Source organism: Bradyrhizobium iriomotense (assembly GCF_018129405.1).
In the GTDB taxonomy this organism is placed as follows: Bacteria; Pseudomonadota; Alphaproteobacteria; order Rhizobiales; family Xanthobacteraceae; genus Bradyrhizobium; species Bradyrhizobium iriomotense_B.
Window position 1 is genome coordinate 57,582 of record NZ_JAFCLP010000020.1, and the last position, 17,237, is coordinate 74,818.

Here is a 17,237-nt window from a genome sequence, read left to right on the forward strand (position 1 = left end):
CGGGCAGTTTGGCCGGACTGTCCATTGGCATGATGCGCATCATCCAGCATTGTGGTGAGAAGCGGATTCGGTTGCGGCGAATTTGCATCAGTGGGAACCGCGCAACCGGGCGCAGCGTCGCGGGGCAGTCATCGATCACACCTAGGCTCTCCGTTCGCGACTTGTGGAAGTGACTTGGGGAAGTTCGTCAAACGATGGAGGCGTAACGTGAGCAGGACAAGAATTGCAGCCACGGCGATTGGTCTCGCCGGCGCGCTGGCGGCCTCGCAGGCCCAGGCCCAATCAGCAAGCAGCAGCGAGCAGGAAATTGCGCTCCTGAAGCAGCAGTTGAAGTTGCTGGAGCAGAAGCTCGACAAGCTCCAGAGTCAGACCGCCGCGAACACGGCGGCAACGGCGAAGGCCAAGGCCGAAGCAAAGGCCGAGGCCAAAGCTGAAGCGCGATCGGAGGCGAAGGCCGCGGTGGCCAATGCAAACGCCGCGTATCCGGTCAAGGGCGCGGCGCCGGTATCCGGCGTCGTCGTGACGATGCCGAACAACCGACCGACCATCTGCACCGCCGACGGGGCGAACTGTGTGGCCATCACCAGCCGCCTCCACTGGGATGTCGGCGGCTATGACTATCGCCCCAACACGGCAGGCACCGTGCCGCAGAAGCTCGACAGCGGCGAGAACGTCCGCCGCGCGCGCATCGGCGTCACCGGCAAATTCTTCAACGACTGGAACTTTGCATTGATCTACGATTTCGGCGGCTCGTCCGACGGATTTGGCGGCGCGGCGCCGGGATCGCTCCCGGGCGGCGGCTTATCCGGCGTGGAGAACGCTTATCTGAGCTACACGGGATTGAAGCCGTTCGGCGGCAAGATGGCCATCGAAGGCGGCATCATGGACCTCCCCTACACGCTCGATGAGGCCACAAGCTCCAACGACATCTTGTTCATGGAGCGCGCCTCGGCAGGCGTCGTCGCCACCAGCATCGCCGCAGGCGACTTTCGCTCGGCCATCGGCACGCGCTGGTACAATGACGTGTTCTGGGCTGGCGCCTATGTAACCGGTCCCGCCACGGGTGCGATCCATTCCGCCTCGAGCGCTGCGCCGAACGGCACCACCGAACAGTATGGCGCGGTCGCCCGTGTCGCCGGCCAGGTCGTCAACGGCAAGGACTACTCGGTCCATCTCGGCGGCAATGCCGAGTGGCTGATCCAACCGACGCGTAACCTCGTGACGGGCGCGCAGACGGTGACGCTGAACGATCGTCCGGAACTGCGCATCGATCCGACGGCACTGGCGACGACCGGCGCGATCGCCAATGCCTCCGGCGCACAGGTCTATAGCGTCGAAGCGGCCGCCACCTACGGACCGCTGATCCTGCAGGGCGAGTATTTCTGGTTCAACATCGATCGCAGCGCCAATACCGGCCTGCCGCCGCTGGGGGCGCCGAGCCTCAAATTCCAGGGCGGCTATGCACAGGCCGGCTACGTGCTGACGGGCGAGAGCCGCAGCTACAATGCGGCGAATGCAGCCTATAGCGGCGTCAAGCCGGCGCACCCGTTCTCGCTCGAAGGCGGCGGCTGGGGCGCGTGGGAGATCGCGGGGCGCTTTTCGACCCTCGATCTCAACGATCAGCTTGGGAGCGCCACCGGCATCGCCGGCGGCCGGCAGACCGTCTACACGCTCGCTCTGAACTGGTACGTCAACGGCAATGTCCGCTTCATGCTCGACTACCTGCATGGCACGGTATCAAGGCAGGCCTCGCCGGTCTCGACTGCCGATGTCGGCTCGAAGTTCGACGCCATCGCGATGCGCACACAGTTCGCATTCTGATTCTCGCTCGTCGTCCCGGGGCGCGCGACAGCGCGAGCCCGGGACCCATAGCCACAGGGAGTAGTTTGGCGAAAGCTCGGAGTTGCCGGCTCGCGCCCAAACTTCTCCCTGGGGGTATGGGTCCCCGCTTTCGCGAGGACGACACCGGAGATTGGAGCGTCAGCTTCTCTGCAATCTCACGCCGCGCGCTTCGGCTTCTTCACGACCACCGGCGGCGGCGCGCAGGACAGCCGCTGCTGATGGCTCTCGCCCCAGGCCTTGAGGATGTCGATCACAGGCTTGAGGCTCTCGCCTAGCTCGGAGAGGCAATACTCCACCCGCGGCGGCACTTCCGCATAGACCTTGCGAATGACGAGCTTGTCCTCCTCCAGCGCGCGCAGCTGTTTCGTGAGCATGCGCTGGGTGATGCCGGGCATCCGGCGGCGCAATTCGCCGAAGCGCTGGGTTCCGCTCTGCAGATGATAGAGGATCACGCCCTTCCACTTGCCGTCGATCAGGTCCAGCGTCGCCTCGACCGAGCAGCCGGGACGACGGGCAAAATTGCGGCGTTTCATGCGGATTTTCCCAATAGTATCCAAACAGGGACTATATCCCCGAATTTACAGTACTTGCCAAATGGAGGCCAGCGAGACAGTTAGCAGGTCAGGCGCACATCACAAGCTATCGCGCCATCTGATGGAGACACGCCATGAAGGCCGTCGGCTACAAGAAATCGCTCCCGATCGAGGACGCGAATTCACTGATCGATTTCGAGACCGCAAAGCCCGAGCCCGGGGGGCGCGACATCCGCGTCGCCGTGAAGGCGATCTCGGCCAACCCGGTCGACTACAAGGTGCGCAAGCGCGCCGCCCCGCCCGAGGGCGAGACCAAGATTTTGGGTTATGACGCAGCCGGTGTCGTCGACGCCGTGGGTCCCGACGTCACCCTGTTCAAGCCGGGCGACGAGGTGTTTTACGCGGGCTCGATCCTGCGCCAGGGCACCAATGCCGAATTCCACCTCGTCGACGAGCGCATCGTCGGCAACAAGCCGAAGAGCCTGTCATTCGCACAGGCAGCAGCCCTTCCCCTCACCTCCATCACGGCGTGGGAGTTGCTGTTCGACCGGCTCGGCGCGGTGCCTGGCAAGAGCGTCGATCCGCGCACGCTGCTGATCACGGGCGGCGCCGGCGGCGTCGGCTCGATCCTGATCCAGCTTGCGCACCGCCTCACCGGGCTCACGGTGCTCGCGACCGCGACCCGGCCGGAATCGCAGAAATGGTGCCTCGATCTCGGCGCGCATGCCGTGATCGATCACGGCAAGCCGATGAAGGAGCAGATCGAGAAATTGAAGCTGCCGCCGGTCGCGCTGGTGGCGAGCCTCACATTCACCGACCAACACTACAGGGCGATCGCCGAGTTCATGGCTCCGCAGGGACGGTTCGGCCTGATCGACGATCCGCCCGAGTTCACCATGAGTACGTTCAAGGGCAAGGCGATCTCGGTGCACTGGGAATCGATGTTCACGCGCTCCTCGTTCCAGACCCCCGACATGATCGCGCAGCATCATCTGCTCAACGACGTCGCCGACCTCATCGACAAGGGCGTGTTGCGCACCACGCTCGACCAGACCTTTGGCACGATCAGTGCTGCCAATCTCAAGCGCGCGCATGCGCTTCTGGAGAGCGGCAAGTCGCGCGGCAAGATCGTGCTGGAGGGGTGGTAGCGAAGATCTCGTAGGGTGGGCAAAGGCGCCCTTGCGCCGTGCCCACCATCTCCTCGACACGCGTAATCAAGGTGGTGGGCACGCTTGCGCTTTGCCCACCCTACGATTGCGGCGCTCTAGGCTGGCACCACGCCCTCAATAAATATCAAGCGCCGCTCCAGCGCACCGGCGCGGATCTTCAACGCCTCGGCGTATTCCGGCGAGGCGTACCATTCCTTCAGCCTCGCCATCGACGGGAGTTCGACGATGACGATGGCCTTCGGCGGAAGCTTGCCTTCCGCCAGCTCGGCCTTGCCGCCACGGACGAGATAGCGCCCGCCAAATTGCGCGATCGTCTTCGCGGCGAGCACGCGATAGGCTTCAAATCCATCGAGATCGCGCATCTCGACTTCGGAAATCACATAAGCGGTCATAGGCGGCTCTTACGCGATCGTGTTGACGATACCGCCTTCTGCCCGCAGCGCTGCGCCGTTGGTCGCGGACGCTTCCTTCGAGGCGACGTAAACAACCATGTTCGCGATCTCGTCGACACTCGCAAAACGCTGGATCAGCGAGCTCGGCCGGTGCTGCTTGACGAAATTGGCGGCGGCTTCATCCACCGATTGTCCGTTCTGCTTCGCGAGATCCTTCACGAAAGTCTCGACGCCCTCCGACATGGTCGGGCCCGGCAGCACGGAATTGACGGTGACGCCGGTGCCGCGGGTGAGCTGCGCGAGGCCGCGCGCGACCGACAGCTGGGCCGTCTTGGTCATGCCGTAGTGGATCATCTCGACGGGAATGTTGAGCCCGGACTCCGAGGAGATGAAGACGATGCGGCCCCAGTTGCGCTCGAGCATGCCCTTCATGTAGGCCCGCGACAGCCGCACGCCGCTCATCACGTTGACCTCGAAGAAGCGACCCCAGTCCTCGTCGGGAATCTCGAAAAAGTCCTTCGGCTCGAAGATGCCGGCGTTGTTGATGAGGATGTCGATTTCGGGCAGAGCCGCCACCAGCGCCTTGCAGCCGGCAGCGGTGGAAACGTCGGCGGCGATGCCGCGGACCTTGGCGCCCGTCCCTTCCAGCTTGCGCACGGCCGCATCGACCTTGTCCTGGCCGCGCCCGTTGATCACGACGCTCGCGCCCGAGGCGGCAAGGCCTTTGGCGATGGCATGGCCGATGCCGGCGGTCGAGCCGGTCACCAGGGCGGTCTTTCCGGAAAGGTCGATGTTCATGTACTGTCTCCATCAGGTCGATGGTGGGGATATCGGACGCGGCGGATCGGGCCGCAATCGGCGCTCACCAATCAGTGAGGCGCCCGGCACTTTTCCTGCGCTCCCCTGGGCGCCGCGGACTGCCGCTGGAACGATTGTTGCTTGGCCATCCGGGATTCTCTTGCTCACTTAAGAACGGAAGAACGACGCGATGAAAAGAACGGCTTTGACGGTTGTGCTCGGTTTGATTGCTGGCAATGCGCCCGCACCGGCCCAGGCGGTCTATCCGGAAAAGTCGCTGCAATTGATCGTCCCCTTCCCGCCCGGCGGCGCCTCCGACGTCGTGGCGCGCATCATCGGCAGCGAGCTGGAGACGCGGCTCGGCAAGCCCGTGATCATCATGAACCGCCCCGGCGGCGGCACCACGATCGCGGCCAAGGAAGTCGCGCGCTCGGCGCCTGACGGATACACCCTGTTCTTCAGCTCGAACTCTAGCTTCACGCTGCCGGCGGCGGTGAAGGAAAGCGTGCCTTACGACGCGGCCAAGGATTTCGAGCCGCTCGGCCAGGTCGGCAAGATCACGCTGGCGCTGGTCACCTACAAGGACAACCCGGTCAAGGACGTGGCTGCGCTGGTCACTGAGGCGAAGGCCAATCCCGACAAGCTGTCGCTTGCGTCCTTTGGCGTCGCAACCGTCTCGCACTTTGCCGGCGAGCTGTTCAAATCGGCCGCTGGGATCAAGATGGTCCATCTGCCCTACAAGGGCAGTGCGCCGGCGATGAACGACCTCATCGGAAAGCACATCCAGTACCACGTCGACACCGTGATCGCCGTGAAGCCGCAGATCGAGGCCGGCACCGTCAAGGTGCTCGCGGTGTTCTCGGGCAAGCGCACGCCGTTCCTGCCCGACGTGCCGACGCTCGCAGAGCTCGGCTACAGCAATATCGACTTCGCGTCATGGGGCGCCGTGGTCACTCCCAAGGGCTTGCCGCCGGCCGTTCACGACAAGCTGTCGGCGACCCTGGAGGAGACGATCAACAATCCCTCGGTGGCCGAGCGCTTCGCCAAGGTCGGCTTCGAGCCGGGCTTCTCGCGTTACAGCGACTGGGCGGGAGCGATCGGCAAGGAGACCGCTGAAATGAAGGACATCGCCCAAAAGGCGGGGATCAAGGAAGAATAGCGCCTCGCGGATCCGCAGCATTCCAAGAACAAAAAACGGCGCCCGAGGGCGCCGTTTTCAATCCATATCCGCAGAGGTGGCTTACGCCGCCTCGGCTTCCTTTTCCTGCACCGGACCGGAATCCTGGCCCTTGGCATCGACGTCGCGATCGACGAACTCGATCACCGCCATCGCGGCGTTGTCGCCGTAGCGGAAGCCGGCCTTGATGATGCGGGTGTAGCCGCCCTGGCGGTCCTTGTAGCGGGTCGCGAGCGTGTCGAAGAGCTTCTTGACCATGTCGACGTCGCGCAGCTCCGAGATCGCCTGGCGGCGGAGCGACAGGCCGCCCTTCTTGCCGAGGGTGACGAGCTTCTCGACGATCGGACGGAGCTCCTTGGCCTTCGGCAGCGTGGTGACGATCTGCTCGTGCTTGATCAGCGCGGCCGCCATGTTGGCGAACATCGCCTTGCGATGCTCGGCCGTTCGGTTGAGCTTCCGATGAACCTTGCCGTGACGCATGTGTTTGGTCCTTACGTTAAAACTGCCGCGACGGTTCGTCGGACATGTTGCTCAGGTGGGCTGCCTGCGTTCGCCCATGGTGTCATTCCGGACGGCGCGAAGCGGCGATCCGGAATCTCGAGGTTCCGGGTTCGGCTCTGCGAGCCGCCCCGGAACGACGAAATGCTTAGTAATGATCCTCGAAGCGCTTGGCGAGCTCGTCGATGTTCTCCGGCGGCCAGCCCGGCACTTCCATGCCGAGGTGCAGACCCATCTGGGCCAGCACTTCCTTGATCTCGTTCAGCGACTTGCGGCCGAAGTTCGGGGTGCGGAGCATTTCCGCTTCGCTCTTCTGCACGAGGTCGCCGATGTAGACGATGTTGTCGTTCTTCAAGCAGTTGGCCGAACGCACCGACAGCTCGAGCTCGTCCACCTTCTTGAGGAAGGCCGGGTTGAAGGCGAGGTCCGGGATGATCTCCTGGGCGACTTCCTTGCGCGGCTCTTCGAAGTTGACGAACACGTTGAGCTGATCCTGCAGGATGCGGGCGGCATAGGCCACCGAGTCATCCGGCGAGATCGCGCCGTTGGTCTCGATCGTCATGGTCAGCTTGTCGTAGTCGAGGATCTGGCCCTCGCGGGTGTTCTCGACCTTGTAGGAGACCTTGCGGACCGGCGAGTACAGGCTGTCGACCGGGATCAGGCCGATCGGCGCGTCCTCGGGACGGTTGCGCTCGGCGGGCACGTAGCCCTTGCCGGTGGAGACCGTGAACTCCATGCGGATCTCGGCGCCCTCGTCGAGCGTGCAGATCTGCAGGTCCGGATTGAGCACGGTGACGTCGCCGACGGTCTGGATGTCGCCGGCGGTGACGACGCCCGGGCCCTGCTTCTTCACGACCATGCGCTTGGGGCCTTCGCCCTGCATCTTGATCGAGATGTCCTTGATGTTCAGCACGATGTCGGTGACGTCCTCACGGACGCCCGCGATCGAGGAGAACTCGTGCAGCACGCCATCGATGTGCACCGACTGCACCGCCGCGCCCTGGAGCGAGGAGAGCAGGATGCGGCGCAGCGCGTTGCCGAGGGTCTGGCCGAAGCCGCGCTCGAGCGGCTCGGCGACGATGGTCGCGAAACGCGAGGGGTCACTGCCGGGCGTGACCTGGAGCTTGTTCGGCCGAATCAGTTCTTGCCAATTTTTCTGGATCGTCACTGTTTCACCCATACAGGCCAGTCGAACTGCCGTTGCAGACACTGGCGTTGGAGAAAGGCCGCAGATTGCACCCGCGGCTTCTTAGAAAAGTCATCGCGGGCGCCGCCGATGCGCCCGCAATGTCGTATCAAACGCGCCGACGCTTGCGGGGACGGCAACCGTTGTGCGGGATCGTGGTCACGTCGCGGATCGAGGTGACGGTGAAGCCCGCGGCCTGGAGCGCGCGGAGCGCCGACTCGCGGCCCGAACCGGGACCGGCAACTTCGACTTCCAGCGTGCGCATGCCGTGCTCCTGCGCCTTCTTCGACACGTCCTCGGCGGCAACCTGCGCGGCATACGGGGTCGACTTGCGCGAGCCCTTGAAGCCCATCGTGCCGGCGGAAGACCAGGCAATCGTGTTGCCCTGCGCGTCGGTGATGGTGATGGTCGTGTTGTTGAACGACGAGTTCACGTGCGCAACGCCGGAGGCGATGTTCTTGCGCTCACGACGGCGAACGCGGGTGGCTTCCTTGCCCATTGAGTCCCTTTCCTGAAGATCTCAAACGCCGCCGTAATGCCAGCGGCTACACCTTTGAAAATGCGAATGGCGAGTGGCGAATAGCGAGTGGATGACCACTCGCCATTCGCCACTCACCTATTCGCGCGAATTACTTCTTCTTGCCGGCGATGGCCTTGGCCGGACCCTTGCGCGTACGCGCATTGGTGTGGGTGCGCTGACCGCGCACCGGCAGACCGCGACGATGACGCAGGCCGCGATAGCAGCCGAGGTCCATCAGACGCTTGATGTTGATGCCGACCTCACGACGCAGGTCGCCCTCGACGAGATAGTCGCGGTCGATCACTTCGCGGATCTGGAGAACTTCGGCGTCGCTGAGCTGATTGACGCGACGATCCTCGGGGATCTTCACCTTCTCGATGATGTCACCGGCAATCTTCGGGCCGATGCCATGGATGTACTGGAGCGCGATCAGCACGCGCTTGTTGGTGGGAATGTTCACGCCGGCAATACGGGCCACGGCCTTCTCTCCTGTTGCCGATCCCTCGTCAGGAATCGGGCTTAAGTGCTTGCTTTCTCGGGCAGGTGTTCACAAACGCGAACACGACGCCCACCCCCGGTCTTCCTGGGGCCCGGCATCGTCTGAAACTATCCGACTTGGATGCGGGGCTTATTAGGGGATTCCAGGGGCCTTCGTCAACCGCTGCTAGCGCTTGGCTCGCTTTTTCGTGACCTTTTTTGCGGCCTTTTTGGCACCCTTTTTGACGGCCTTCTTGGCGGTCTTTTTCGCTGCCTTTTTGACCGTTTTCTTTGCCGCCTTCTTGGTCCCCTTCACGGCCTTCTTGGCCGCTTTTTTGGTGGTTTTGGCCGATTTCGCAGTCTTTTTAGCCGCTTTTGCCGGCTTTTTGGCGGCCTTGGCCTGCTTTTGGGCGGTCTTGGCCTTCTTGGCCGGGGCCGACTTCGCCGCGCTGCGGGCGTGGGTCTTGGGTTCCACCGCCCCGAGCGCCAGGAGCTGGCGGTGGATGGCGCGGGTGACCTCGTCGATGGCCATCATGCCGTCGATGGTGGAGAGCTTCCGCCGCTCGGAATAGTAGTGAATCAGGGGTTCCGTCTGGCTGCGGTAGCTGGCCAGGCGCTTGGTCAGGACCTCCGGGGTGTCGTCGAGCCGGACCTCCTCCCCGCGTTCACGCATCTGGGCGACGCGGGTCTCGACCCGGCTCAGAAGCGCACTCTCGTTGACGCGGAGCTCGATCACCGCATCAAGCTTGAGATGCTTGTGCCTCAGCAGCTCATCCAGCGCCTCGGCCTGCGGCACGGTGCGCGGGAAGCCGTCGAGGATGAAACCGTTTTTGGCGTCGGGCTGGTCGATCCGGTCGGAAATGATTCCGACCACGACCTCATCAGGCACGAGCCCGCCGCCGGCCATGACCTCCTTGGCCTTCAGCCCGACCGGCGTTCCCGCCGCAACGGCCGCGCGCAGCATCTCGCCGGTGGAAAGCTGGACGATGCCATAGCGCTGCACCAAGAGCTGCGCCTGGGTCCCCTTGCCTGACCCCGGCGGTCCCAGAAGTATAATTCTCATCGGCGTACGCCCCCCGGATTGGTGAGCGATACGTCGCGCACCTGTGTTTTGATATCAAGAGCGGTGCAAACCACAACCAGCGCTCCACCGCCATTGATGATCATACTATAAGGCAGACCGATCCCGTAAAGCTCGAACACCTCCGGAATCAACTGCAACACAGTCAGGTAGACGGCTCCGACGACTGTCGTCAATGATACGACGCGATCGAGATGGTCGGCCGTCGCCTCGCCGGGCGCGACGCCGGGAATGGTGCCATCATGCTGCGCCAGGGATTTGGCCGTATCTTCGGGATCAACGACATAGGCCGTGTAGATGAAGGCGAGCACGAAGACCGCGATCGACACGAGGATCATGTGCGCCGGCTGCCCCAGTTGGAGATGCCGGTAGGCCGCGGCGACCAAGGGGTGATCGCCGCCCAGGATGAAGCCGGCAAAGGCCAGCGGCAGAAAGAAGATCCACGGCGCCACCGTGACCGGAATCAGGTACCCGGCGCTGTTGAGCTTGATCGGCAGCACGGCATCGCGCGCCGGCAGTTGCCGATGGCCGACGCCACGTGCGCCGAACTCGACGCGCACATTTCGCCGTGCGCCTTCGACAAGCACGATCACGGCAATGGTGATGATCCAGAACACGGCATGGCCGAGCACGAGATTGCCCGAGATCGCACCACTCTGCACGAGATCCAGAATGCCGACGACGTTTTGCGGAATGGCGACGATGAAGCTGACGCTCAAGATCAGGGCGAGGCCATTGCCGATGCCGTGGCGGGTGATCTGTTCGCTGAGCCACACCAGCACGAAGACGCCGCCGACCATCGAGGCCGTGGCGGTCATCACGAACCAGCCATCGGGATCCCTGACGAGGCCCGGAATGGATGTCAACGCCGAGGCGATACCGTAGGCTTGAAAGGCCGCAAGACCCAGCGTGAGGCCGAGCGTGGCACGCGCCAGCTTGCGGCGGCCGCCCTCACCCGATCGCTCCAGCGAATTCAGGCCGCGCCATGCCACGGACAGCAGCCGTATGAGGATCGCCGCAGTCAGATAGGGAATGAGGCCGAGCGCAAAGATCGACAGGCGGGATATGAAGTCGAGCATCGGCGAGTAGCTCGGAACGTTCAATCCCGCGACCGGGATCTGTGTGCCGAGCCGGAAAAGGAGCAGCGCGCCAATCGTGAAAGCGATTCGGCGCGCGAGCTCCCTTCTCATCTACGGCGGCCGCGCAGCTTCGACTTGCGGATCAGGCCTTCGTACTGATGGGCCAGCAGATAGCCCTGCACCTGCGCCACCGTGTCCATGGTGACGCTGACCACGATCAGCAGCGAGGTGCCGCCGAAGTAGAACGGCACCGAGGCGTAGGAGATCAGGATCTCCGGGATCAAGCAGACGATCGCCAGATAGATCGCACCGAGCACGGTGATGCGCGACAGCACGTAGTCGATATATTCGGCGGTGCGCTCGCCGGGGCGGATGCCCGGGATGAAGCCGCCGTGCTTCTTCAGATTGTCCGCGGTCTCGGTCGGGTTGAACACGATCGCGGTGTAGAAGAACGCGAAGAACACGATCAGCGCCAGATACATGATCAGGAACAGCGGACGGCCGTGGCCGAGCTGAGTGGTGATCCACTGGAACCATTCCGGCCCGCTGCCCGCGTTGAAGTTCGCAACCGTGGTCGGCAGCAAGAGCAGCGAGGATGCGAAGATCGGCGGGATCACGCCCGAGGTGTTGAGCTTGAGCGGCAGATGCGAGGACTGGCCCTCGAACATCTTGTTGCCGACCTGGCGCTTCGGATACTGGATCAAGAGCCGGCGCTGGGCGCGCTCCATGAACACGATGAAGGCGATCACGGCGACGGCCATGATGATGACGACCAGGATCAGACCGGTCGACATCGCGCCCTGACGGCCGAGCTCGAGCATGTTGGCGAGCGCTGCGGGCAGCTCGGCGACGATGCCGGCGAGAATGATGAGCGAGATGCCGTTGCCGATGCCGCGCGAGGTGATCTGCTCGCCCAGCCACATCAGGAACATGGTGCCGCCGGTCAACGTGATCGCCGTGGACAGGCGGAAGAACATGCCGGGCTCGCTGACGACGTTGCCGGCGCCTTCGAGGCCCACCGCAATGCCGTAGGACTGGAACGCGGCCAGGATCACGGTCAGATAGCGGGTGTACTGGTTCAGCGTCTTGCGGCCGGCCTCACCCTCCTTCTTCAGCGCCTCGAGCTGCGGCGAGACGGTGGTCAGGAGCTGGATGATGATCGAGGCCGAGATGTACGGCATGATGTTCAGCGCGAAGATCGCCATGCGGTGGATACCGCCGCCGGCGAACATGTTGAACATGCCAAGGATGCCGCCCGCCTGGGACCGGAACACCTGCTCCCAGATGTTGGGATCGATGCCCGGCAGCGGGATGTAGGTCCCAAGCCGATAAACGAGCAGCGCACCCAGGGTGAACCAGATGCGCTTCTTCAGTTCGTCGGCCTTGGCAAACGCGCCGAAATTGAGATTGGCTGCCAGTTGTTCCGCTGCAGAGACCATCTTGGACTTTCTCCCGCCGCCTGTTGCGCCGTCATGCCCGCGGCCGGGCTACTATCTAGCGGACGCCGGACATTATCTGGGGCTCGGCTTCGATAAGTCCACGTCCCGCATGCGTAAAGGCCCGCGAGCCGCGGGCCAATGACGCAGTTGTTACGCCGCCTCGCCTTCTTCCTTGGCAGGGGCGAGGATCTTCACCGAGCCGCCGGCCTTCTCGACCGCCGCGATTGCGGTCTTGGTGGCGCCATGCACTTCGATGTTGAGCTTGGACTTGAGCTCGCCGCGGCCGAGCAGCCGCAGGCCGGCCTTGGCGCGGCGCAGCACGCCGCCCTTCACCAGGGCCTCAACGTTCACGACGCTGCCGGCGTCGATCTTCTTGGCATCGACCGCTTCCTGGAGCCGGTCGAGATTGATCTCGGCGAACTCGACGCGGAAGATGTTGTTGAAGCCGCGCTTGGGCAGACGGCGATGCATCGGCATCTGGCCGCCTTCGAAACCCTTGATACGCACGCCCGAACGCGCGGTCTGGCCCTTGCCGCCGCGGCCGGACTGCTTGCCCTTGCCCGAACCGATGCCGCGGCCGACGCGCATACGCTTCTTGCGCGAGCCGGCGTTGTCGGCGATATCGCTGAGCTTCATCGCCCTTCTCCTTGTGTCTTGCGCACGATCTTCACCGAAAACCGGTAGCCCGCTTTCCGGGATCGCGCGCCGCTTCTTACTTCTCGTCGACGATGCGGACGAGATGGTGAACCTTCTCGATCATGCCGCGCACGGCCGGAGTATCCGGCAGTTCGCTGGTGCGGCCGATCTTGTTGAGCTTGAGCCCGATCAGCGTCGAACGCTGCGAGTGATGGCGGCGGATCGCGCTGCCGGTCTGCTCGAGCTTGATGGTCTTTGCGGCCTTGGCCATGGGAGTCTACTCCAAAGCTTCCGTTAGTCGGCAGCCGCCTCGGCATCACCGCCGATACGGCGGGACTGCAGAGTGGACACCTTGATGTTGCGGCGGGCTGCGACCGAACGCGGCGAATCCTGGTGCTTCAGCGCGTCGAAGGTCGCGCGCACCATGTTGTACGGGTTCGACGAGCCGATCGACTTGGCCACCACGTCCTGGACGCCGAGCGTCTCGAACACGGCGCGCATCGGGCCGCCGGCGATGATGCCGGTACCGGCCGGAGCTGCACGCAGGTAGACACGGCCCGCGCCATGACGGCCGGCGATGTCGTGATGCAGCGTGCGGCCCTCGCGCAGCGAGACGCGCGTCAGGTTGCGCTTGGCGGACTCGGTTGCCTTGCGGATCGCCTCAGGCACTTCGCGCGCCTTGCCGTGACCGAAGCCGGCGCGGCCCTTCTGGTCGCCGATCACGACCAGCGCTGCGAAACCGAAGCGCTTGCCGCCCTTGACGACCTTGGCCACGCGGTTGATGTGGACCAGCTTGTCGACGAACTCGCTGTCGCGCTCCTCGCGCTCCTTGCGTTCACGTCCGCCGCCGCGTTGATCGCGTCCACCACGTTGTTCGCGTTCTGCCATTTTTCCAATCCTTCAGAGGCTTACGCCTCAATCCTCAAATTCTGTTAGAAGCTCAGCCCGCTCTCACGCGCTGCGTCGGCCAGAGCCTTGACGCGCCCGTGGTAGAGGTAGCTGCCGCGATCGAACACGACTTCCTTGACGCCCTTCTCGGCGGCGCGCTCGGCCAGCAGCTTGCCGACCGCCTTCGCCGCATCGATGTCGGCACCGGTCTTGCCGCCGTCGCGCATCGCCTTCTCGAGCGACGAGGCAGAGGCCAGCGTCTCGCCCTTCAGATCGTCGATGACCTGGGCGTAGATGTGCTTGGACGAGCGGAACACCGACAGACGCGGACGGCCGCCACCGGAGCGGCGCAGCTTCAGCCGCACACTCCGCTTGCGCCGGGCATTCGTAACCTTGGCTTTGGACATGACCGGCTCCGTTACTTCTTCTTGCCTTCCTTGCGGAAGATGAATTCGCCCACATACTTCACGCCCTTGCCCTTGTAGGGCTCCGGCGGACGATAGGCGCGGATCTCCGCGGCGACCTGGCCGACGCGCTGGATGTCGCTGCCCGACACCGTGATTTCGGTCGGCTTCGGCACGGCGATCGTGATCCCCTCCGGGATCGGATAGATCACGTCGTGGCTGTAGCCGAGCGCGAGCTGCAGGTTCTTACCCTGCATCGCGGCGCGGTAACCGACGCCGGTGATCTCGAGCTTCTTCTCGAAGCCCTTGGTGACGCCTTCGACCAGATTCGCGACCTGGGCGCGAGCGGTGCCGTACAGGGCGCGCGCGCGATTGGTCTCGGCGCGCGGCTTGACCTTGACCTGGCCGTTCTCGAGCTTCACCTCGACTTCGTCATGGACGACGAACTGAAGCTGGCCCTTCGGCCCCTTCATCTTGACGGTCTGCCCATCGACGGTCGCGGTCACACCCGACGGAACCGCCACAGGCCTTTTGCCAACTCGTGACATGGATGAAAAATCCTTCTCAGAACACCGTGAAGAGGACTTCACCGCCCACATTCGCGTCGCGCGCGCTGTGGTCGGCCATGATCCCCTTCGGCGTCGACAACACCGAAATGCCGAGCCCGTTGTTGACCCGCGGCAGGTTCTTCACCGAGGCGTAGACACGACGCCCGGGCTTGGAAACGCGTTCGATCTCGCGGATGACGGGCTCGCCGTCGAAATACTTCAACTCGATCTCGATCTCGCTGCGGCCCGAGGGATGCTCAAGCGTGGCGTAACCGCGGATGTAGCCCTCGGACTTGAGGACCTCGAGCACGTTCTCGCGCATCTTCGAGCCAGGCGTGGAGACCTTGGTCTTGGAGCGCATCTGCGCGTTGCGGATACGGGTGATCAGATCGCTGATTGGATCGTGCGTAGACATCTAAACGACCCTCCTTACCAGCTGGACTTCACGAGGCCCGGGACCATGCCCTTGGAGCCAAGGTCGCGCAGCGCGATACGGGACAGCTTGTTCTTGCGATAGTTCGAGCGCGGGCGGCCCGACAGCTCGCAACGCAGACGGATGCGGGTCGCCGACGAGTTGCGCGGCATTTCGGCCAGCTTCAACGTCGCAGCGAAACGCTCCTCCATCGGCAGCTTCTTGTCGGCGATGATCGCCTTCAACCGCTCGCGCTTGGCGGCGGCATTCTTCACCATCCGCTTGCGCCGGTTGTTCTTCTCGACTGAACTCTTCTTTGCCATGCTTGGCTCCTGGGTATCCGCGTTTGAGAGGCTTTAGGTCAGCGTCTCACTGCCGGAACGGGAAATTGAAAGCGGTCAACAAGGCCCTCGCCTCTTCGTCGGTCTTGGCCGTGGTGCAGACGGTGATGTCCATACCGCGGGCTTCCGTGACCTTGTCGAAGTCGATCTCGGGGAAAATGATGTGCTCCTTGATGCCGAGCGAGTAGTTGCCGCGGCCGTCAAAGCTCTTCGGGTTCAGGCCGCGGAAGTCGCGGACGCGCGGCAGCGCGACCGTCACCAGGCGATCGATGAACTCGTACATGCGGGCCTTGCGCAGCGTGACCTTGCAGCCGATCGGCTGGTTCTCACGCAGCTTGAAGGTCGCGATCGCGATACGCGAATAGGTCACGATCGCCTTCTGGCCGGCGATCTGGGTCAGCTCGGCAGCGGCGGTCTCGGCCTTCTTGCGGTCGTTGACGGAATCGCCGACGCCCATGTTCAGCACGACCTTGTCCAGGCGCGGAACCTGCATGACGTTCTCATAACCGAACTTCTCGGTCAGAGCCGTGCGGATCTTCGCGTCATATTCCGCGCGCAGGCGCGGCGTGTAAGCGGTCTCAGCCATCGATCTCAGCTCCCGAGCTCTTGGCGATGCGGACCTTCTTGCCGTCCGCCAGAATCTTGAATCCGACGCGGGTCGGCTTTCCGTCCTTGCCGACATACGCGATGTTGGACAGTTGGATCGGCGCCTCCTTCGAGATGATGCCGCCCTCCTGGGCCTGCGTCTGCTTCTGGTGACGCTTGACCATGTTGATGCCGCGCACCAGCGCGGTGCCGGCGTCGGGACGAACCTCGAACACCTCGCCGGTGCGGCCCTTGTCGCGGCCGGTCAGCACGACGACCTTGTCGCCCTTGCGGATCTTCGCAGCCATCACAGCACCTCCGGCGCGAGCGAAATGATCTTCATGTGGTTCTTGGCGCGCAGCTCGCGCGGCACGGGCCCGAAGATACGGGTGCCGACCGGCTCGGACTGGTTGTTGATCAGAACGGCGGCGTTGCGGTCGAAGCGAATGACCGAACCGTCGGCGCGGCGGATGTCCTTGCGGACGCGCACCACGACGGCCTTCATCACGTCGCCCTTCTTCACCTTGCCACGCGGAATCGCTTCCTTGATCGAGACGACGATGATGTCGCCGATCGTGGCGTAGCGGCGCTTGGAGCCCCCGAGCACCTTGATACACATGACACGGCGTGCGCCAGAATTGTCGGCCACGTCGAGGTTGGTCTGCATCTGAATCATTGATGCACCTCGTCCTCTTTCTCTTTGCGCCAGCCCAGCCGGCGCTCAACATTTCCCTGAAGTCAGTCGGCTAAAGCCAACAGATCAGGCGCTTTTCTTGTGTTCGCCCCGGATCACGACCCAGCGCTTCAACTTCGAAATCGGCTTCGATTCCTCGATCCACACCACATCGCCCGGCTTGAACTGGTTGCTCTCGTCGTGCGCGTGATAGTTCTTCGAACGGCGGATCGTCTTCTTGTAGATCGGGTGCGTGAAACGGCGATCGACGCGCACCACGATGGTCTTGGCCTGCTTGTCGCTGACGACCACGCCCTGCAAAGTACGTTTCGGCATCTTCGTAAGCCTCTTACTTCTTCTTCGCGCGCGTCTGCGCGGCGACGGTCTTGATCCGGGCGATGTCACGGCGGGCCTCGCGCAGGCGCGAGGTGTTCTCGAGCTGCCCGGTGGCGCGCTGGAAGCGCAGGTTGAAGCGCTCCTTCTTCAGGTTCAGGATGGCGTCATCCTGCTGGTCGGGGCTCATCGCGCGGATGTCTTCGATCTTCATCTGGGCCATGGC

At 63.6% G+C, this 17,237-nt stretch carries 25 protein-coding genes; 3 read left to right on the plus strand and 22 right to left on the minus strand.

Annotation, left to right across the window (positions count from 1 at the left end; translation table 11 throughout):
• The first annotated feature begins 207 nt into the window (after positions 1-207).
• Positions 208-1,821: an OprO/OprP family phosphate-selective porin gene (locus JQ592_RS30445; protein ID WP_211406458.1), complete on the plus strand. Its 1,614-nt coding sequence runs from the start codon at positions 208-210 to the stop codon at positions 1,819-1,821.
• 176 nt (positions 1,822-1,997) lie between these two features.
• Here JQ592_RS30445 and JQ592_RS30450 read toward each other — a convergent pair whose 3' ends face one another.
• Complete coding sequence (locus JQ592_RS30450; RefSeq protein WP_018647266.1) at positions 1,998-2,375, minus strand: winged helix-turn-helix transcriptional regulator; 378 nt, start codon at positions 2,373-2,375, stop codon at positions 1,998-2,000.
• A gap of 134 nt (positions 2,376-2,509) precedes the next feature.
• Here JQ592_RS30450 and JQ592_RS30455 point away from each other — a divergent pair, with 134 nt between their 5' ends.
• A complete protein-coding gene (locus tag JQ592_RS30455) occupies positions 2,510-3,523 on the plus strand; it encodes a zinc-binding alcohol dehydrogenase family protein (RefSeq protein WP_211406459.1) in 1,014 nt (337 codons plus the stop codon).
• A gap of 116 nt (positions 3,524-3,639) precedes the next feature.
• On the opposite strand, the gene JQ592_RS30460 is transcribed toward JQ592_RS30455, so the two are convergent.
• The gene (locus JQ592_RS30460) at positions 3,640-3,936 is read right to left on the minus strand and encodes a DUF1330 domain-containing protein (RefSeq protein ID WP_211406460.1); all 297 of its coding nucleotides are present in this window, start codon (positions 3,934-3,936) and stop codon (positions 3,640-3,642) included.
• Between the two features lie 9 nt (positions 3,937-3,945).
• Complete coding sequence (locus JQ592_RS30465; protein WP_211406461.1) at positions 3,946-4,734, minus strand: SDR family NAD(P)-dependent oxidoreductase; 789 nt, start codon at positions 4,732-4,734, stop codon at positions 3,946-3,948.
• A 190-nt stretch (positions 4,735-4,924) separates the two neighbouring features.
• On the opposite strand from JQ592_RS30465, the gene JQ592_RS30470 reads away from it, so the two are divergent.
• On the plus strand, positions 4,925-5,893 hold the full coding sequence (locus tag JQ592_RS30470) for a Bug family tripartite tricarboxylate transporter substrate binding protein (RefSeq protein WP_211406462.1): 969 nt from the start codon (positions 4,925-4,927) through the stop codon (positions 5,891-5,893).
• 81 nt (positions 5,894-5,974) lie between these two features.
• Here JQ592_RS30470 and rplQ read toward each other — a convergent pair whose 3' ends face one another.
• The 19 genes from rplQ to rpmC form a co-directional block, all read right to left on the minus strand.
• Complete coding sequence (gene rplQ, locus JQ592_RS30475) at positions 5,975-6,391, minus strand: 50S ribosomal protein L17 (protein ID WP_025036979.1); 417 nt, start codon at positions 6,389-6,391, stop codon at positions 5,975-5,977.
• A 166-nt stretch (positions 6,392-6,557) separates the two neighbouring features.
• On the minus strand, positions 6,558-7,589 hold the full coding sequence (locus JQ592_RS30480; RefSeq protein ID WP_060736365.1) for a DNA-directed RNA polymerase subunit alpha: 1,032 nt from the start codon (positions 7,587-7,589) through the stop codon (positions 6,558-6,560).
• A gap of 115 nt (positions 7,590-7,704) precedes the next feature.
• Complete coding sequence (gene rpsK / locus JQ592_RS30485) at positions 7,705-8,094, minus strand: 30S ribosomal protein S11 (RefSeq protein ID WP_007603045.1); 390 nt, start codon at positions 8,092-8,094, stop codon at positions 7,705-7,707.
• A 130-nt stretch (positions 8,095-8,224) separates the two neighbouring features.
• Positions 8,225-8,593, minus strand: a complete 369-nt coding sequence (gene rpsM / locus JQ592_RS30490; protein WP_018647258.1) for a 30S ribosomal protein S13 — start codon at positions 8,591-8,593, stop codon at positions 8,225-8,227.
• 186 nt (positions 8,594-8,779) lie between these two features.
• A complete protein-coding gene (locus JQ592_RS30495) occupies positions 8,780-9,655 on the minus strand; it encodes an adenylate kinase (protein WP_211406463.1) in 876 nt (291 codons plus the stop codon).
• Positions 9,652-10,863: a preprotein translocase subunit SecY gene (locus JQ592_RS30500; protein ID WP_211406464.1), complete on the minus strand. Its 1,212-nt coding sequence runs from the start codon at positions 10,861-10,863 to the stop codon at positions 9,652-9,654. The genes JQ592_RS30495 and JQ592_RS30500 overlap by 4 nt, the downstream gene beginning before the upstream one ends.
• Positions 10,860-12,191 (minus strand): preprotein translocase subunit SecY, encoded by a 1,332-nt coding sequence (secY, locus tag JQ592_RS30505; protein ID WP_027574066.1) that lies wholly within the window; start codon positions 12,189-12,191, stop codon positions 10,860-10,862. The genes JQ592_RS30500 and secY overlap by 4 nt, the downstream gene beginning before the upstream one ends.
• A gap of 150 nt (positions 12,192-12,341) precedes the next feature.
• Complete coding sequence (rplO, locus tag JQ592_RS30510; protein WP_018322273.1) at positions 12,342-12,827, minus strand: 50S ribosomal protein L15; 486 nt, start codon at positions 12,825-12,827, stop codon at positions 12,342-12,344.
• Between the two features lie 76 nt (positions 12,828-12,903).
• Positions 12,904-13,098: a 50S ribosomal protein L30 gene (rpmD, locus tag JQ592_RS30515; RefSeq protein ID WP_011088137.1), complete on the minus strand. Its 195-nt coding sequence runs from the start codon at positions 13,096-13,098 to the stop codon at positions 12,904-12,906.
• A 23-nt stretch (positions 13,099-13,121) separates the two neighbouring features.
• Positions 13,122-13,715, minus strand: coding sequence for a 30S ribosomal protein S5 (rpsE, locus tag JQ592_RS30520; protein ID WP_008136332.1), 594 nt, complete (start codon positions 13,713-13,715; stop codon positions 13,122-13,124).
• A gap of 44 nt (positions 13,716-13,759) precedes the next feature.
• Entirely contained in the window at positions 13,760-14,122 is a 363-nt protein-coding gene (gene rplR, locus JQ592_RS30525) for a 50S ribosomal protein L18 (RefSeq protein ID WP_008549238.1), read from the minus strand.
• A gap of 11 nt (positions 14,123-14,133) precedes the next feature.
• Positions 14,134-14,667 carry a 50S ribosomal protein L6 gene (gene rplF, locus JQ592_RS30530; protein ID WP_211406465.1) on the minus strand — a complete coding sequence of 178 codons (534 nt, stop codon included), beginning with the start codon at positions 14,665-14,667 and terminating at the stop codon, positions 14,134-14,136.
• A gap of 16 nt (positions 14,668-14,683) precedes the next feature.
• Positions 14,684-15,082: a 30S ribosomal protein S8 gene (gene rpsH / locus JQ592_RS30535; RefSeq protein ID WP_018647252.1), complete on the minus strand. Its 399-nt coding sequence runs from the start codon at positions 15,080-15,082 to the stop codon at positions 14,684-14,686.
• A gap of 14 nt (positions 15,083-15,096) precedes the next feature.
• Positions 15,097-15,402: a 30S ribosomal protein S14 gene (gene rpsN / locus JQ592_RS30540; protein ID WP_018647251.1), complete on the minus strand. Its 306-nt coding sequence runs from the start codon at positions 15,400-15,402 to the stop codon at positions 15,097-15,099.
• A 46-nt stretch (positions 15,403-15,448) separates the two neighbouring features.
• On the minus strand, positions 15,449-16,006 hold the full coding sequence (gene rplE, locus JQ592_RS30545) for a 50S ribosomal protein L5 (RefSeq protein WP_211406466.1): 558 nt from the start codon (positions 16,004-16,006) through the stop codon (positions 15,449-15,451).
• Entirely contained in the window at positions 15,999-16,313 is a 315-nt protein-coding gene (rplX, locus tag JQ592_RS30550; RefSeq protein ID WP_011088142.1) for a 50S ribosomal protein L24, read from the minus strand. Before rplX ends, rplE begins: the two co-directional genes overlap by 8 nt.
• Positions 16,313-16,681 (minus strand): 50S ribosomal protein L14, encoded by a 369-nt coding sequence (gene rplN / locus JQ592_RS30555; RefSeq protein WP_007603030.1) that lies wholly within the window; start codon positions 16,679-16,681, stop codon positions 16,313-16,315. Before rplN ends, rplX begins: the two co-directional genes overlap by 1 nt.
• Before the next feature lie 84 nt (positions 16,682-16,765).
• Positions 16,766-17,014: a 30S ribosomal protein S17 gene (gene rpsQ, locus JQ592_RS30560; RefSeq protein ID WP_008549247.1), complete on the minus strand. Its 249-nt coding sequence runs from the start codon at positions 17,012-17,014 to the stop codon at positions 16,766-16,768.
• A 13-nt stretch (positions 17,015-17,027) separates the two neighbouring features.
• Complete coding sequence (gene rpmC, locus JQ592_RS30565; protein WP_011088144.1) at positions 17,028-17,234, minus strand: 50S ribosomal protein L29; 207 nt, start codon at positions 17,232-17,234, stop codon at positions 17,028-17,030.
• Positions 17,235-17,237 lie beyond the last annotated feature (3 nt).

Excerpts from the sequence above, each read along its gene's own strand:
- JQ592_RS30450 (WP_018647266.1), bottom strand. The coding sequence starts at position 2,375 with ATGAAACGCCGCAATTTTGCCCGTCGTCCCGGCTGCTCGGTCGAGGCG.
- JQ592_RS30455 (WP_211406459.1), top strand. The coding sequence starts at position 2,510 with ATGAAGGCCGTCGGCTACAAGAAATCGCTCCCGATCGAGGACGCGAAT.
- JQ592_RS30460 (WP_211406460.1), bottom strand. The coding sequence starts at position 3,936 with ATGACCGCTTATGTGATTTCCGAAGTCGAGATGCGCGATCTCGATGGA.
- JQ592_RS30465 (WP_211406461.1), bottom strand. The coding sequence starts at position 4,734 with ATGAACATCGACCTTTCCGGAAAGACCGCCCTGGTGACCGGCTCGACC.
- JQ592_RS30470 (WP_211406462.1), top strand. The coding sequence starts at position 4,925 with ATGAAAAGAACGGCTTTGACGGTTGTGCTCGGTTTGATTGCTGGCAAT.
- rplQ (WP_025036979.1), bottom strand. The coding sequence starts at position 6,391 with ATGCGTCACGGCAAGGTTCATCGGAAGCTCAACCGAACGGCCGAGCAT.
- JQ592_RS30480 (WP_060736365.1), bottom strand. The coding sequence starts at position 7,589 with ATGGGTGAAACAGTGACGATCCAGAAAAATTGGCAAGAACTGATTCGG.
- rpsK (WP_007603045.1), bottom strand. The coding sequence starts at position 8,094 with ATGGGCAAGGAAGCCACCCGCGTTCGCCGTCGTGAGCGCAAGAACATC.
- JQ592_RS30495 (WP_211406463.1), bottom strand. The coding sequence starts at position 9,655 with ATGAGAATTATACTTCTGGGACCGCCGGGGTCAGGCAAGGGGACCCAG.
- JQ592_RS30500 (WP_211406464.1), bottom strand. The coding sequence starts at position 10,863 with ATGAGAAGGGAGCTCGCGCGCCGAATCGCTTTCACGATTGGCGCGCTG.
- secY (WP_027574066.1), bottom strand. The coding sequence starts at position 12,191 with ATGGTCTCTGCAGCGGAACAACTGGCAGCCAATCTCAATTTCGGCGCG.
- rplO (WP_018322273.1), bottom strand. The coding sequence starts at position 12,827 with ATGAAGCTCAGCGATATCGCCGACAACGCCGGCTCGCGCAAGAAGCGT.
- rpmD (WP_011088137.1), bottom strand. The coding sequence starts at position 13,098 with ATGGCCAAGGCCGCAAAGACCATCAAGCTCGAGCAGACCGGCAGCGCG.
- rpsE (WP_008136332.1), bottom strand. The coding sequence starts at position 13,715 with ATGGCAGAACGCGAACAACGTGGTGGACGCGATCAACGCGGCGGCGGA.
- rplR (WP_008549238.1), bottom strand. The coding sequence starts at position 14,122 with ATGTCCAAAGCCAAGGTTACGAATGCCCGGCGCAAGCGGAGTGTGCGG.
- rplF (WP_211406465.1), bottom strand. The coding sequence starts at position 14,667 with ATGTCACGAGTTGGCAAAAGGCCTGTGGCGGTTCCGTCGGGTGTGACC.
- rpsH (WP_018647252.1), bottom strand. The coding sequence starts at position 15,082 with ATGTCTACGCACGATCCAATCAGCGATCTGATCACCCGTATCCGCAAC.
- rpsN (WP_018647251.1), bottom strand. The coding sequence starts at position 15,402 with ATGGCAAAGAAGAGTTCAGTCGAGAAGAACAACCGGCGCAAGCGGATG.
- rplE (WP_211406466.1), bottom strand. The coding sequence starts at position 16,006 with ATGGCTGAGACCGCTTACACGCCGCGCCTGCGCGCGGAATATGACGCG.
- rplX (WP_011088142.1), bottom strand. The coding sequence starts at position 16,313 with ATGGCTGCGAAGATCCGCAAGGGCGACAAGGTCGTCGTGCTGACCGGC.
- rplN (WP_007603030.1), bottom strand. The coding sequence starts at position 16,681 with ATGATTCAGATGCAGACCAACCTCGACGTGGCCGACAATTCTGGCGCA.
- rpsQ (WP_008549247.1), bottom strand. The coding sequence starts at position 17,014 with ATGCCGAAACGTACTTTGCAGGGCGTGGTCGTCAGCGACAAGCAGGCC.
- rpmC (WP_011088144.1), bottom strand. The coding sequence starts at position 17,234 with ATGGCCCAGATGAAGATCGAAGACATCCGCGCGATGAGCCCCGACCAG.